Annotated in this window: 11 protein-coding genes; 8 read left to right on the top strand and 3 right to left on the bottom strand. The window is 68.8% G+C overall.

Translation table 11 applies throughout. The features are described 5' to 3' along the window. Window positions 1-286 precede the first annotated feature (286 nt). The 6 genes from MKD50_RS09480 to MKD50_RS09505 all read left to right on the top strand — a co-directional run bounded on the left by MKD50_RS09480 (window position 287) and on the right by MKD50_RS09505 (window position 9,496). Complete coding sequence (locus MKD50_RS09480; protein WP_115702474.1) at window positions 287-1,195, top strand: alpha/beta hydrolase; 909 nt, start codon at window positions 287-289, stop codon at window positions 1,193-1,195. 246 nt (window positions 1,196-1,441) lie between these two features. Next, entirely contained in the window at window positions 1,442-2,683 is a 1,242-nt protein-coding gene (locus tag MKD50_RS09485; protein WP_240072021.1) for an efflux RND transporter periplasmic adaptor subunit, read from the top strand. Window positions 2,684-2,902: 219 nt separating this feature from the next. Continuing rightward, window positions 2,903-6,088, top strand: coding sequence for an efflux RND transporter permease subunit (locus tag MKD50_RS09490; protein ID WP_252666972.1), 3,186 nt, complete (start codon window positions 2,903-2,905; stop codon window positions 6,086-6,088). Window positions 6,089-6,194: 106 nt separating this feature from the next. Then, on the top strand, window positions 6,195-7,712 hold the full coding sequence (locus tag MKD50_RS09495) for an efflux transporter outer membrane subunit (protein WP_256503692.1): 1,518 nt from the start codon (window positions 6,195-6,197) through the stop codon (window positions 7,710-7,712). Between the two features lie 106 nt (window positions 7,713-7,818). Beyond that, entirely contained in the window at window positions 7,819-8,940 is a 1,122-nt protein-coding gene (locus MKD50_RS09500) for a YbhB/YbcL family Raf kinase inhibitor-like protein (RefSeq protein WP_115700224.1), read from the top strand. Window positions 8,941-9,028: 88 nt separating this feature from the next. Then, window positions 9,029-9,496 carry a DUF2127 domain-containing protein gene (locus MKD50_RS09505; RefSeq protein ID WP_252666973.1) on the top strand — a complete coding sequence of 156 codons (468 nt, stop codon included), beginning with the start codon at window positions 9,029-9,031 and terminating at the stop codon, window positions 9,494-9,496. Here MKD50_RS09505 and MKD50_RS09510 read toward each other — a convergent pair. Then, entirely contained in the window at window positions 9,448-11,259 is a 1,812-nt protein-coding gene (locus tag MKD50_RS09510; protein WP_252666974.1) for an ExeM/NucH family extracellular endonuclease, read from the bottom strand. The genes MKD50_RS09505 and MKD50_RS09510 overlap by 49 nt on opposite strands. Before the next feature lie 154 nt (window positions 11,260-11,413). Between MKD50_RS09510 and MKD50_RS09515 the strand changes: the two genes are divergently transcribed. Together MKD50_RS09515 and MKD50_RS09520 are read left to right on the top strand one after the other, a co-directional pair. Continuing rightward, entirely contained in the window at window positions 11,414-11,704 is a 291-nt protein-coding gene (locus MKD50_RS09515) for an antibiotic biosynthesis monooxygenase family protein (RefSeq protein WP_115683143.1), read from the top strand. Between the two features lie 9 nt (window positions 11,705-11,713). After that, window positions 11,714-12,352 (top strand): CDP-alcohol phosphatidyltransferase family protein, encoded by a 639-nt coding sequence (locus tag MKD50_RS09520; RefSeq protein WP_115683142.1) that lies wholly within the window; start codon window positions 11,714-11,716, stop codon window positions 12,350-12,352. 84 nt (window positions 12,353-12,436) lie between these two features. Here the strand turns inward: MKD50_RS09520 and MKD50_RS09525 are convergent, their stop codons facing one another. Then, window positions 12,437-13,741, bottom strand: a complete 1,305-nt coding sequence (locus MKD50_RS09525; RefSeq protein WP_252666975.1) for an MFS transporter — start codon at window positions 13,739-13,741, stop codon at window positions 12,437-12,439. Window positions 13,742-13,851: 110 nt separating this feature from the next. Continuing rightward, window positions 13,852-14,445, bottom strand: a complete 594-nt coding sequence (locus MKD50_RS09530) for a TetR/AcrR family transcriptional regulator (RefSeq protein ID WP_252666976.1) — start codon at window positions 14,443-14,445, stop codon at window positions 13,852-13,854. Between the last annotated feature and the right edge of the window lie 9 nt (window positions 14,446-14,454).

The raw sequence follows: 14,454 nt of genomic DNA on the forward strand, positions 1-14,454 counted from the left end.
CATGGGTTCAGTCAGGCGTACGGCGCCGCGGGCGTTCACCCGACGGGCCGGGCGCGCAACGGCCTGGCCAACCGCCGCGCGTGCCGAGAGCGGGAGTGAATCACAAAATCCAAGACCTTGTCATGCGTGGGGATTTCGGTCTTCAGACGCATGACAGGCGGGTTTGCGATTATTCCAATCCCGGAACAGTGCATTGGCGATCTCTCGCTTTATCCCATCCTCGTCAATCACCATAATCCGTTGCATCGCAACACTCAAGCGCATTGTCATGTCGTGCGCCGATGCCATGTCACAGAAGCCAGGCCAACGCTCCGCAGCCGCCAGCGCCGCCACTGCCCCCGCGGCAGCCGGACCGGGACAGGCGCGCGTGGCCGAGCACACGGTGACCAGCGACGGCCGCGAGATCCTGGTGCGGGTGTGCTATCCGCCGGGCTACCCGGCACCGGGCATGGACAGCGCCGCGCTGCTGCCCTGGCTGGTGTACCTGCACGCCGGCGGCTTCGTCGACGGCGGCCTGGAGCACGCCTGCCACCTGGTGCAGGACCTGGCCACGACGGTGCCCGCGGTGGTGGTTACGCCGGCGTATTCGCTGGCGCCCGACCACCCGTTCCCGGCGGCGCCCGAGGATGCGCACAGCACCGTGCAATGGGTGTTGCGCAATGCCCGGCGCCTGAAGGTAGACAAGACCCGCTTCGCGCTGGTGGGCGAGGAAGCCGGTGGCAACCTGGCGATCGCGCTGGCGCAGATGCTGCGCGACCGCGGCACCGCCCAGCCGCGCGGCCAGTGGCTGATCCGCCCGGTGACCGACCCGTGCCTGCAGCATGCCTCCTGCGCGGGTTTTGGCGGCGGTACGGTGCCGATGGAAACGCTGCGCCGGCTGGCCGACAACTATCGCGATTACCTGCCGACGCCGGCCGATACGGTGCATCCGTATGCCGCGCCGGCGCTGGCCTCGCGCCTGGCCGGGCTGCCGCCCACGCTGGTGCAGGTGGCCGAACACGACGCGCTGCGTGCCGAAGGCGAAGCCTTCGCCGGGCGCCTGGGCAAGGCCGGTGTGCCGGCCCAAGCCATGATCATGCCCGGCGCCTGCGGCGACGGCGTGGAAGAGGCCCATGACAGCTGTCAGGCATGGGTCGACGAAGGTGCGCGGTTCCTGCGGCGATGTCTGGCCGTGGCCGACGCTGCCTCACCTTGACTGAACGCCGCGCTGGCGCCAACGCCAGCCGGCCTGGAGCCAAGCCCGCCGGCTGAGCCGCTCCAGACAACCGCCAGCCGGCTCTGTTTCGGCCAGAGCCAGGACCGCAGCGCGCGCCGTCATGCGCGCGGTCCCAAGTCCGACCATCAGTTTGACCATGGTTCCGATCCGCCCGCGCGGACCGGCAGGCGGCGTTCGGCCATTTGCTTTTCCGGTTGAAGAAAACCCGATCCAGGAGTTTGAGAAATGCAGCAGCAGAAGCGACGTACCCTGATTGCCCTCGCCATCGTCGTGGTGCTCGGTGCCGGCGTGGCCGGTTCGATCCTGCGCCCGTGGCACAGCGGCGAAGCCCACGCCAACACGCCGCCGCCGGCCCCCGCCATCGAGGTGGCCGCGGTGGTCGGGCAGACCATCACCGAGTGGGATGAATTCTCCGGCCGCCTGGAAGCGGTGGACCGGGTGGAGATCCGCCCGCGCGTCGGCGGCACCATCGACGCCGTGCACTTCCGCGAAGGCGCGCTGGTGAAGAAGGGCGATGCGCTCTTCACCATCGACCCGCGGCCTTATGCCGCGGAGGTGGCCCGCGCCGAGGCCGCGCTGGCCGCGGCGCAGGTGCGTGCGGCCCATGCCAAGAGCGAAGGCGAACGCGCGCAGCGCCTGCTGGACGACAACGCGATCTCGCGGCGCGAGTTCGACGAGCGCATCCACGCCGCGCGCGAAACCGGCGCCAACGTGCGCGCCGCGCAGGCGCAGTTGGAAACCGCGCGCCTGAACCTGGCCTACACCCGCATCACCGCGCCGGTGTCCGGCCGCGTGTCGCGCGCCGAAATCACGGTGGGCAACCTGGTGGCGCCCGGCGTGGCGACGCCGCCGCTGACCACCGTGGTGTCGGTGTCGCCGATCTACGCCAGCTTCGAGATCGACGAGCAGAGCTACCTGCGCTACACCGCTCCCGGCGCCGGCGGCGGACAGGCCAACCTGCCGGTCTACCTCGGCCTGGCCAATGAAGACGGCCATCCGCACCAGGGCAAGATCCAGTCGGTCGACAACCGGCTCGATACCCGCAGCGGCACCATCCGCGTGCGCGCGGTGTTCGACAACGACGACGGCCGCCTGCTGCCGGGCCTGTACGCCAAGGTCAAGATGGGCGGCGGCGCGCCGCATGCGGCGGTGCTGGTCAACGACCGGGCGGTCGGCACCGACCAGGGCAAGAAGTTCGTGCTGGTGGTCGACAAGGCCAACAAGCTGGTCTACCGCGAAGTCGAGCTCGGGCCCAACTATGAAGGCCTGCGAGTGATCCGCAAGGGGCTGAAGCCGGGCGAGAACATCGTCGTCAATGGCCTGCAGCGCGTGCGGCCGGGCGACACGGTGCAGCCCAAGGCGGTGGCCATGGCCTACCGCAGCGAACTGGAACCGCGTCCGGCAGCGCCTGACCGCAAGCAGGCCGCGAGCGAGAAGGGCGAGGCGGACGTGAAGCCGGTGAGTTGAGCGCCATGAACGCTTGCTGAGGGTTTGCTCCCCGTCCCCGTGAGGGGAGAGGAAGTACAAGGCCCAGACAAGCCCGGGCGGCGTTGGAGCATCCAAAAACCGCCGGCCTTGCTTGATGTGGCGTGTTGCCAGCGCCCCTAGTTTTGCATCGCTCCCCAGGCAGTTGATGGTGCCCGCCACAAGCGGGCCGCCAGGGGGACGCTTTTAGCAGAGACCAACATGAATCTCTCGAAATTCTTTATCGACCGCCCCATCTTCGCGGGGGTGCTGTCGGTGCTGATCTTCCTGATCGGTGCCATCTCGATGTTCAAGCTGCCGATCTCGGAGTACCCGCAAGTGGTGCCGCCGTCGGTGGTGGTGCGCGCGCAATATCCTGGCGCCAACCCCAAGGTGATCGCCGAAACCGTGGCGTCGCCGCTGGAAGAGCAGATCAACGGCGTCGAGGACATGCTGTACATGTCGTCGCAGTCCAACAGCGACGGCCTGCTCACGCTGACGGTGACCTTCAAGCTGGGCACCGACCCCGACAAGGCACAGCAGCTGGTGCAGAACCGCGTCTCGCAGGCCGAGCCGCGGCTGCCGGAAGACGTACGGCGGCTGGGCATCACCACGGTCAAGAGCTCGCCCGACCTGACCATGGTGGTCCACCTGGTCTCGCCCAACGACCGCTATGACATGACCTACCTGCGCAACTACGCGGTCATCAACGTCAAGGACCGCCTGGCGCGGCTGCAGGGCGTGGGCCAGGTGCAGCTGTTCGGCTCGGGCGACTACGCCATGCGCGTGTGGCTCAACCCGGAAAAGATGGCCGAGCGCCAGCTTGCCACCGGCGACGTGATCAAGGCCATCCGCGAGCAGAACGTGCAGGTGGCGGCCGGCGTGATCGGCCAGTCGCCGTCGCTGCCGGGCGCGGACCTGCAGCTGTCGGTCAACGCGCAGGGCCGCCTGAGCACGGTGGAAGAGTTCGGCGATATCGTCGTGCGCACCTCCGCCGACGGCGCCGTGACCTACCTGAAGGACGTCGCCCGGATCGAGCTGGGCGCGTCGGAATACGCCTTGCGCTCGCTGCTGGACAACAAGCCCGCGGTGGCGATTCCCATCTTCCAGGCGCCTGGTTCCAACGCCATCCAGATCTCGGATGACGTGCGCAAGACCATGGAAGAGCTGAAGCAGAACTTCCCCGACGGCATCGACTACAGCATCGTCTATGACCCGACGCAGTTCGTGCGCCACTCGATCGAGGCGGTGACGCACACGCTGTTCGAGGCGATCGCGCTGGTGGTGCTGGTGGTGATCCTGTTCCTGCAGACCTGGCGCGCGTCGATCATCCCGCTGCTGGCGGTGCCGGTGTCGATCGTCGGTACCTTCGGGCTGATGCACCTGTTCGGCTTTTCGATCAATGCGCTGTCGCTGTTCGGGCTGGTGCTGGCGATCGGCATCGTGGTCGATGACGCGATCGTGGTGGTGGAGAACGTCGAGCGCAACATCGAGGAAGGGCTGACGCCGAAGGAGGCCACCTACAAGGCCATGCGCGAGGTCAGCGGCCCCATCATCGCCATCGCGCTGACGCTGATCGCCGTGTTCGTGCCGCTGGCCTTCATGACCGGCCTGACCGGCCAGTTCTACAAGCAGTTCGCGCTGACCATCTCGATCTCGACCATCATCTCGGCGTTCAACTCGCTGACGCTGTCGCCGGCGCTGTCGGCGCTGCTGCTCAAGAGCCACGACGCGCCCAAGGACTGGCTGTCGCGCTGGATGGACCGCGTCTTCGGCGGCTTCTTCAAGCGCTTCAACAGGTTCTTCGGCCGCAGCGCCGAGAGCTACGGCCGCGGCGTGAAGGGCGTGATCCGCCGCAAGGGCTCGGTGTTCGGCGTGTACGCGGTGATGCTGGCGCTGACCTGGGGTGTGTTCCAGCTGGTGCCCAAGGGCTTCGTGCCGGCGCAGGACAAGCAGTACCTGGTGGGCTTTGCCAAGCTGCCTGACGGTGCCACGCTGGACCGCACCGAAGACGTGATCCGCAAGATGAGCGACATCGCGCTCAAGCATCCGGGCGTGGAATCGGCGGTGGCCTTCCCGGGCCTGTCGATCAACGGCTTCACCAACAGCCCGAGCGCCGGCATCGTGTTCGCCACGCTCAAGCCGTTCGAGGACCGCAAGAGCGCCGAGCTGGGTGGCGCGGCCATCGCGGCCGAGCTGAACCAGAAGTACGCGGCGATCCAGGATGCCTTTATCGCGGTGTTCCCGCCGCCGCCCGTGCAGGGCCTGGGCACCATCGGCGGCTTCAAGCTGATGATCGAGGATCGTGCCGCGCTGGGCTACGACGCGCTGTTCGAGGCCACCAACGCGTTCGCCAACAAGGCGCGTGCCACGCCCGAGCTGACCGGCATCTTCAGCAACTACCAGGTCAACGTGCCGCAGCTCGACGTCAGGCTGGACCGCGTCAAGGCCAAGCAGCTGGGCGTGCCGGTGACGGACGTGTTCGACACGCTGCAGACCTACCTGGGCTCGGCCTATGTCAATGACTTCAACAAGTTTGGCCGGACCTACCAGGTCAAGGTGCAGGCCGACGCGCCGTTCCGCGCCCATGCCGAGGACATCCTGCAGCTGAAGACGCGCAACGCCGCCGGCGACATGGTGCCGCTGTCGTCGCTGGTGCAGGTCAGGCAGGGCTTCGGTCCGGACAGCGTGGTGCGCTACAACGGCTTTACCGCCGCCGACATGAACGGCGGGCCCGCGCCCGGCTTCTCGTCGGGCCAGGCACAGGCCGCCGCCGAGCGCATCGCCGCGGAAACGCTGCCGAAGGGCATCAAGTTCGAATGGACCGAGCTGACCTACCAGGACATCCTGGCCGGCAATGCCGGGATCTGGATCTTCCCGCTGTGCGTGCTGCTGGTGTTCCTTGTGCTGGCTGCCCAGTACGAGAGCCTGACGCTGCCGCTGGCGGTGATCCTGATCGTGCCGATGAGCCTGCTGGCGGCAATGACCGGGGTGTGGCTGACGCAGGGCGACAACAACATCTTTACGCAGATCGGCTTCATCGTGCTGGTGGGCTTGTCAGCGAAGAACGCGATCCTGATCGTCGAGTTTGCGCGCGAGCTGGAGCATCACGGCCGCACCGTGGTGCAGGCCGCGATCGAGGCCAGCCGCCTGCGCCTGCGCCCGATCCTGATGACGTCGTTCGCGTTCATCATGGGCGTGGTGCCGCTGGTGGTCTCCACCGGTGCCGGCGCCGAGATGCGCCATGCGATGGGCGTGGCGGTGTTCGCCGGCATGCTCGGCGTGACCTTCTTCGGGCTGTTCCTGACGCCGGTGTTCTACGTGGCGTTGCGGCTGCTGGCAACGCGCGGCCAGCGGCGCAAGTCGTCGGCGTCGGTGGAACACCAGGCGATGGCGTCCGCAGAATAGCGCTTGTTTGCTCCCCTCTCCCCCAACCCCTCTCCCGAAAGCGGGAGAGGGGAGCTACCTCGGCGGCGTTGATACCGCCAGAGCACAGAACAGTCAAGGAATGAACATGATTGCCCAGATCTCAAGGCAGCTGCCCCGAATCGCCACGCTGGCCGCCGCGCTGGTGCTGGCGGGCTGCTCGCTCGCGCCGACCTACAAGGTGCCGGAGACGGCCACCGTGCCGGCCTTCAAGGAAGCCGAGGCCGCCCAGGCCGAAGGCGCGCAATGGAAGACCGCGACGCCGGCCGAGGGCCTGCACCGCGGCGAATGGTGGAAGATCTTCGGCGACGCCGAACTGGACCGCCTGATCGCAGCGGCCGGTGAATCCAACCAGGATCTCGCCATCGCCGCGGCCCGCCTGAAGCAGGCGCGCGCCTTCACCGGCGCAACCGAGGCGGACCTCTATCCGCAGTTGAGCGTGGGGCTGGACCCGACCCGCTCGCAGCCGTCGGCGGCGTCGCAGGGCTTGCCCGACGGCACCCGCGTGCCGCCGCAAACGGTGTTGAAGGCGCGCGCCTTCGCCAGCTATGAGCTGGACCTGTTCGGCCGCGTCGCGTCGAGCGTCAACGCCGCCCGCGCCGAAGGCGAGGCTGCCGAAGACCTGTACCGCTCGGTGCAGCTGGCGCTGCAGGCTGACGTAGCGCAGGCGTATTTCGCGCTGCGTACGCTGGACAGCGAGCGCAACCTGCTCAACGCCACCATCAAGCTGCGCGAAGATGCGCTGTCGCTGCTGAAGAAGCGCTATGACGCCGGGGAAACCACCGACCTCGATCCCGCCCGCGCCGAAGCGGAACTGGGCACCGCGCGCGCGGACCTGGCCGGCATCGAGCGCCGCCGTGCCAACCAGGAGCATGCGCTGGCGGTGCTGACGGGGGTGCCGCCGGCGGCGTTCTCGCTGCCGGCAAAGCCGTTCGACGCCGCGCCGGTGGCGATCCCCGCCGGCCTGCCGTCCGAGCTGCTGGAGCGGCGCCCGGACATCGCCGCGGCCGAGCGCCAGATGGCGGCGGCCAACGCGCGCATCGGCGTGGCCAAGGCGGCGTTTTTCCCGCGCATCACGCTGACCGGGTTGTTCGGCTTTGAATCGGCCGACCTGTCCAACCTGTTCAAATGGTCCTCGCGCACCTGGATGCTCGGGCCGCTGATCGGCTCCAGCATCGCGCAGACCGTGTTCGACGGAGGCCGCAACAGCGCCAACCTGGCCGGCGCCCGCGCCGCGCACGAGGAAACGGTGGCCAGCTACCGCCAGACCGTGCTGGTGGCCTTCCGCGAGGTGGAAGACAGCCTCGCGGACGTGCGCTGGCTCAGCCAGCAGGCCGGCGCGCTGGACAGCGCACTCGGCGGCGCGAAGCGGGCGGCGCGGATTTCGCGCAGCCGCTATGACGCGGGCGCGGTCGACTACCTGACGGTGATCGATGCCGACCGCACCGTGCTGCAGTCGCAGCGCGAGGCCAACCAGGTTGCCGGCCTGCGCGCGGCCGCCACGGTTTCGCTGGTGCGTCGCCTGGGCGGGGGCTGGGGGCCGCTGCCGGCATCCGTGGCCGCGGCGCCTGCGGCCGAGGGCGCCGCCGCGCCGGTGGCGCGCTGAGCCACGCACGGGACTGGCGCGATGCCGGGCAGTCACTACACTGTAAGCATCGCGCCATGCGCCAGGGATGCACGGGTGCGTCCCGGTTGCATCCGGTCCCGCTGCCATGCTTGTCCGACACAGGAAACTGCTCTGGGGTTTTGTCTTCGCCGCGGTCACGGTGGGCGCGCTGCTGGCACCGCTGCCGGGGCTGGACCGCACCGCCATCCATGACGAGGTAGTGATCGCGCGCCCGCTGGCGCTGGTCTTCGATTTTGTCGCGACCCCGCGGCACTGGCCCGCCTGGCATCCGGCCTCGCTCGGCGTGGCGGGCGCCACCGACCATCCGCTGGAGCGCGGCGAGCGCGTTGCCGAAACGTTCATGCTGGCGCGGCGCGGCGGCGTGGTGGTCTGGACGGTGATCGAAAGCCAGCGGCCGCGCACGTGGTCGATCGAGGGCGTGGCCGCGGGGCGCCGCGTCGGCACCATCACCTACCGGCTGACGCCGGCCATCACCCCCTCGCTGACGCCAGCGGCCGAACGCACGCGCTTCGAGCGCGAATTCCACTACCGTTCGCCGACGTTGCTGTTTGCGCTGATCAATCGCCTGATGCTGCGCGACCAGTTGCAGGCCGAGTCCACCGAAGCAGTGCGCCGGCTCAAGGCGCTGCTCGAGACCGAGCCGCCGCCATCGCAGCGTGGCGCCTTGCGTGCGGCACCGATCCGGCCTAAGTTGGAGCCATTGCGCATTGCGTCCAGGGAGGCCCGTATGCCGTTCCAGTTGCAATCGACCGCATTTGCCGCGGGCGGCGCGATTCCGGCACAGCACACCTGCGAGGGCGCCGATATTTCTCCACCGCTGGCCTGGAGCGGCCTGCCGCCCGGCACGGCAAGCCTGGCGCTGATCGTCGACGACCCGGATGCGCCCGACCCGGCCGCGCCGAAGATGACCTGGGTCCACTGGGTGCTCTACAACCTGCCGGGCGACGCCACCGCGCTTGCCGCCGACATCGCCAGGGCGGGGCTCCCGGCCGGCACGCGCGAAGGGCTCAACGACTGGCACCGCACCGGCTATGGCGGCCCGTGTCCGCCGGTCGGCCGGCACCGCTATGTCTTCAAGCTCTATGCGCTGGATGTGGCGCTGCCGGACATCGGCAAGCCGGACAAGGCCGCCTTGGAGCGATCGATGCAAGGCCACGTGCTGGCCAAGGCGGAACTGATCGGCACTTACCAGAAGTCACGCCCGTAGGCGGCGCGCCCGGGCCCGCCCAGCCCTCGCGTTTGCCGATATTGCACAATACCGGCTTTGCAGATCTTGCATCGACCGGAGATACCGCATGGCAAAGCAGGGCGCACTGGGCCTCAGGAGCATTGCGTTGTTCGAGGCCGCCAAGGGGCTGCTGGTGATCGTGGCCGGCCTGGGCCTGGCCGCATTGCTGCATCGCGATGCCCAGGCGCTGGCCGAAGCCATCATCCAGCGCTGGCATGTCAATCCGGCCAGCCGCTATCCCACCATCTTCCTGTCATTGCTTGAGCATCCCGACAATGCGCGCCTGTGGGCCATCGGCGGGTCCGCCGCGGTCTATGCGCTGATGCGCTTTGCCGAGGCCTATGGACTGTGGCGCGGGCTGGCCTGGGGCAATTGGCTTGGAGTATGGTCGGGCGGCATCTACATTCCGCTGGAACTGTACGAGGCCCTGTTCCATCCCAGCTGGCTGCATGGCACGCTGGCCGCGGCCAACCTGCTGGTGGTGCTCTACCTGGCGCGCGGGCTGCTGGCGAAATCGACCACCAGGGGGTCGTGATCGGAAGACCGGTACGGGTCGGGCGCATAGAAGGCCGGCGCGGCGCTTGAGCCCGGGGCTGTGGCATAGGAGAAGGCCACGGGCTCGTCGGCATTGATATGCCACGCATGTACGGCCACCACGTGGGCCGCGGCCGTGGCGTCGGCGAGTACATGGTCCAGGTAGCCGGCCTGCGCGGCGTAGACGTAGCTGTAGGCGTTCGGACCGGCAAAGCGCGCCACCAGGTCGGCGAAGCCGCGCCGCGCCAGCAGGCGTATCGGGTCTTCCATCGCGTAGCTGTTCAGGTCGCCGATCACCAGCACGCCCGCGTCGGCGACGCCGGTCGGCGCGGTGCCCAGCCAGCGGGCCAGGGTGTCGGCGGCCTGTACGCGCGCGGGGTTCCAGCAGCCCTGGCCGTCGCCCTGGTCGGCCTGCGCGCCGGCGGCCTCGGCGCAGTTCTTGGATTTGAAATGATTGACCACCACCGTCACCGGCGCGCCGCCCGCCGCGGCGCGGAAGCTGGCCGCGAGCGGCTGGCGGCTGCGCTCGCCCAGCCATGTGGTGGCCACCAGGCCGGCGGGCAGCGCGGTGCGGGCGTTGTACAGCAGCCCCACCGCGATGGCATCGGCGCCGAGCGCCGGGGTGCCGGGATCGGCCACGCGCCAGTCCGGCCCCAGCAGCGTGGCCAGCTGGCGGATCGCGCCGTACCGGCCATAGCCATTGTTCTGGACCTCCATCAGGCCGATCACGTCGGCGTCCAGGCCGCGCAGCGCGGCCACCAGCTTGGCCTGCTGCCGTGCCAGCGCGGCCGTGTCCTGCGCGCCGCGGTTGCCGGGCGCATCGAGGCCACCGCCCTGGCCATTGCCATTGAAGTAGTTCTGCAGGTTGAAGGCCGCCACGCGCAGCGTGGTGGCGGGATGCCGCGGCGGGGGAGCGGGGCGCGGGTTGGCGCGTTGGTACCCCAGTGCTCCGGTACCGCGCGCCGGCTGCAGCCGCCACTGTCCGTGGCGTCGCTCCAGCACGCCCTGCACGCCGGTGACGGTATCGCCGGCGCGCAGCGGATGTTCGGCCGACAGGCGCGGGGACGGGTAGGGCAGCACGGCGGGAAACTGGCGTGTCGAGCCGTCGTCAAGCAACAACCGGTTGCGGGCGTTGGCCGCCGCGGCTTGCCGCGCGGCTAGTCCGGGCAGGTCCTGTTGCGTGGGTGCGATCGGGCGTCCGTGGCTCAGCACCACCGTGCCATAACGGCCCAGCTCATGCGTATCGCTGACCGTCAGCGTCTGCGGCAGGCGAACCAGCATCCCCTCCATTGCAGCCAGGTCAGACTCACTGGCAAGCGGCAGCGTCAGCGTCCGCGGCGCCACGGACAGGCCGTGCGCGCACACCACCGGCGAACCTGACAGCACCAGCTGCGTTTGTCCGAATCGTTCTTCGATCCTTCCGGACACGCGCACCATGTCGCCCGCATTGGCCCGGGCGCGTGGCGCGTAGACAAACAGACCCTCAGAAAGGCCCGGCCGATGCACGCGTTGCGCGTCCGCGGTCTGCAGGAAGAAGCCGCGCAGGCCGCCGTCGCCGCTGAAGTCTGCCGTGACGATGGCCTGGACTTCGACCGTGCGGCCGGCAAGCGGCGAAACCTGGCCGGGGCTGCGGATATCGGCCAGCGCGGTCGCAGGGCTGCCGCATGGCTGCATTGCAGCATCCGCGCCGGACGGCAAGCCCATCAGGCAGGCCAGGTACAGGGCGGGCAGCGCAATGCTGCATTCAGGCAGAGGCGAACGCATGGCGGTTTCGGCAGGTCGAGGCAAGGTGGACGATGCTAACCCCTGCTTGTAACGGAATGCTTGCCGCAGGCATGTGACGTCGCGATCGTGCTAAGGTAGTAGAGACCCGCCGGTACCCGGCCGGCGCCGGCAACCACTTTATCGCCACGACGACATGATCAAGGAAATCGCGCAAATCACTATCAAGCCCGGCATGGACAAGCAGTTCGAACAAGGTGTAAGCCAGGCCACGCCGCTGTTCCTGCGCTCGCACGGATGCCACGGGGTGCAGTTGTTCCGCTCGATCGAGCAGCCCGACCAGTACACGCTGGTGGTGGATTGGGAGACCGTGGACGACCATATGGTGCTGTTCCGCGAATCGCCGGAGTTCCAGCAATGGCGCGGCCTGGTTGCGGAAACCTTCGCCGCGCCGCCCAACGTGCACCACGAGTCCAAGGTCCTGTAAGCCCGCGCCATGAACACCCGGCCCGAACGCCCACGCCATTTCTCGATGCTGCGCGAACTGCAGCTGGCCGATGTCTTCACGCTCGGCAACGCGGCCTGCGGCATGGGGTCGGTGTTCTTCGCGATGTTTTTCGTCGCGGAGCAGCAGCTGGCGCATTTCTATACGGCCGCGGCGCTGGCGCCGCTGGCCTTTATCTTCGACGTGCTGGACGGCCGCATCGCGCGCTGGCGCCACGCGCATTCCGCGCTGGGGCGCGAGCTGGACTCATTGGCCGACGTGATTTCGTTCGGCGTCGGCCCCGCCACGCTGGCCTTTGCCGCCGGCATGCGCGGCGGCTGGGACCTGGCGGTGCTGATCTACTTTGTCTGCTGCGGCGTCAGCCGGCTGGCGCGATTCAACGTCACCGCCGAATCGCTGGCGGCCGGCAGCGACAGCGGCAAGGTGGCGTACTTCGAAGGCACGCCCATCCCCACCAGCGTGCTGCTGACTGCCGTGCTGACTTGGTGCGCGTCGCAAGGCCAGCTGGGCGGCGAACTGCCTGGCGGCGCATGGGTATTAGGCCCCGCCGTGCTGCATCCGCTGGTGCTGCTGTTCGCGCTGTCGGGCACGCTGATGGTCAGCAAGACCCTGCGCATCCCGAAGTTCTGAATGGCCGGCGCGCATGGCGCCGGCAATCTCTCGTTTTCGTTCTCTCTCTGCCAGCTCTGAGGCGAACAGTGCCTCGCGCCTTGCTCAGGCGCGCGCAGCCTCCGTGGCCACCCCCGCACGCTGGCGGCTGACCATCAGCGCCATCAGCGCGGCCACCAGGCAGGCCGCGCCTGCCGCGTAGAGTGCCGGCGTATAGGTCAGCAGCAGCGTACGGCTCAGGCCCGCGCCGAACGCGGCTACGGCCGCGCCGATCTGGTGTGCCGCGAAGATCCAGCCGAATACCATCGGCGCGCGCTCGCGCCCGAACGCCGTGGCCGCCAGCTTGACCGTCGGCGGCACCGTGGCAATCCAGCCGAGGCCGTAGAACATCGCAAAGATCGACAGGCCGTACAGCGTGAAGGTGGAATGGGGCAGCCAGAACAGCGACAGGCCGCGCAGCGCGTAGTACCAGAACAGTAGCTTGCGGCTGTCGTAGCGGTCGGAGAGCCAGCCCGACAGGATGGTGCCGACAAAATCGAACGCGCCCATCATCGCCAGCGCCGAGGCCGCGGGTACCGGACCCATGCCGAAGTCGCCGCACAGCGCGATGAAATGAGTCTGGATCAGGCCGTTGGTGCTCAGGCCACAGATGAAGAAGGTGCCGGCCAGCACCCAGAACGCCTGGGTACGCGCCGCATCGCGCAGCACACGGAACGGGCCGCTCAGCGTAAGCGGCACAGCGGGCTGAGGTGCGGACGGCACTGGCGTGGAGGCCGGGACTTCGCCGAACGCGGCCAGGCCGACATCGGCGGGCCGGCTGCGCATCAGGCCGAATACCAGCAATGCCAGCACCGCGCACGCCGCCAGCACCGGCAGCACGGCCACGCGCCAGCCCATCCGTTCGATCAGCCAGGCCGCCACCGGCAGGAACGCCAGCTGTCCGGTGGCGGCGCTGGCCGTCAGGATGCCGATGACCAGGCCGCGCCGCGCGCTGAACCAGCGGTTGGCGACCACCGCCGCCAGCACCAGCGCAGTCAGCCCGGAGCCGACCCCGAGCATCAGGCCCCATGCCACAAAGAGCTGCCAAAGCTTGGTCGACACAGTGGCCAGCGCCATGCCGCCTGCAATCAGTGCCAGTGCGGCACAGACCACGTTGCGCACGCCGAAGCGGTCCATCAGCAGCGCCGAAAACGGCGCCATCAGCCCGAACAGCGCGAAGCGGAACGCCAGGATCGATGAGATCTGGTCGGTGTTCCAGCCCATCTCCCTGGTCAGCGGCTGCAGGAAGGCTCCGGGCAAGCCCAGCGCGGCCGAGGTGGTGAGCATCACCAGGAAGGTCAGGGCGGCAACCAGCCACGCGTAGTGGATGCCGCGCCGGTCGAGCCGGCGGGAAAGGGCTTGCGCAAACATGGGGCTCTCGTCGTGGGGAATCGCGGGACGGTTTTGAAAAAGGCAAAGGAAGGACCGTCCAGCCGCACGCGGCGGCGGGATGCCGGTCTGGTTCTGGGGAAAGCGCGGGACTAGCCGGTGCTGCCCAGCAGGTGGGCGCGCGCCGCATCCAGCATTTCGTCGGAGAGCGGATCGCCTTCCGTTGCGCGCGCGAGCGTGAGGGCGCCGACCAGCAATGCCATGCGCACCAGCGCCTGGTCGTGGCGTTCCCGCAGATCGTCCGACGCCACGGTCTGCGCCATGTCATCGACCATGATTCGCAGGCCGTCAGCATAGGCCTGGCGCACCGGCTTGCCGGCGGGCTCGCGGGCGACATCGACAGCCAGCGCGGCAGCCGCGCAGCCGATGCCGGGGTTGGCGCAATGCGCGGCGCTCAGGTAGGGCTCGACCAGGTTGGCGAGCATGGCCTTGCGGTCACCGTCCGCACGGGCGAGACGACGCTCCCAGCGCGCGGTCGATTCCTCGAACGCGCGCTTGCAGGCCTGCGCGGCCAGGGCGTCCTTGGACGCAAAGTGGCCGTAGAAGCCGCCATGCGTCAGGCCAGCATCGGCCATCAACTCCGCCACGCTGACGCCGCTGAGGCCGCGTTCGCGGAACAGCCGCGACGACGCTTGCTCGATCGCCTCGCGGTTCTTCTCGGTTTGCTCACGTGATGCGCGTGCCATCTGTCCACC

The organism is Cupriavidus mimosae, from assembly GCF_023952485.1.
GTDB lineage: Bacteria > Pseudomonadota > Gammaproteobacteria > Burkholderiales > Burkholderiaceae > Cupriavidus > Cupriavidus taiwanensis_C.

Coding starts and splice junctions, on each gene's coding strand:
- MKD50_RS09480 (WP_115702474.1), top strand. CDS start 287: ATGTCACAGAAGCCAGGCCAACGCTCCGCAGCCGCCAGCGCCGCCACT.
- MKD50_RS09485 (WP_240072021.1), top strand. CDS start 1,442: ATGCAGCAGCAGAAGCGACGTACCCTGATTGCCCTCGCCATCGTCGTG.
- MKD50_RS09490 (WP_252666972.1), top strand. CDS start 2,903: ATGAATCTCTCGAAATTCTTTATCGACCGCCCCATCTTCGCGGGGGTG.
- MKD50_RS09495 (WP_256503692.1), top strand. CDS start 6,195: ATGATTGCCCAGATCTCAAGGCAGCTGCCCCGAATCGCCACGCTGGCC.
- MKD50_RS09500 (WP_115700224.1), top strand. CDS start 7,819: ATGCTTGTCCGACACAGGAAACTGCTCTGGGGTTTTGTCTTCGCCGCG.
- MKD50_RS09505 (WP_252666973.1), top strand. CDS start 9,029: ATGGCAAAGCAGGGCGCACTGGGCCTCAGGAGCATTGCGTTGTTCGAG.
- MKD50_RS09510 (WP_252666974.1), bottom strand. CDS start 11,259: ATGCGTTCGCCTCTGCCTGAATGCAGCATTGCGCTGCCCGCCCTGTAC.
- MKD50_RS09515 (WP_115683143.1), top strand. CDS start 11,414: ATGATCAAGGAAATCGCGCAAATCACTATCAAGCCCGGCATGGACAAG.
- MKD50_RS09520 (WP_115683142.1), top strand. CDS start 11,714: ATGAACACCCGGCCCGAACGCCCACGCCATTTCTCGATGCTGCGCGAA.
- MKD50_RS09525 (WP_252666975.1), bottom strand. CDS start 13,741: ATGTTTGCGCAAGCCCTTTCCCGCCGGCTCGACCGGCGCGGCATCCAC.
- MKD50_RS09530 (WP_252666976.1), bottom strand. CDS start 14,445: ATGGCACGCGCATCACGTGAGCAAACCGAGAAGAACCGCGAGGCGATC.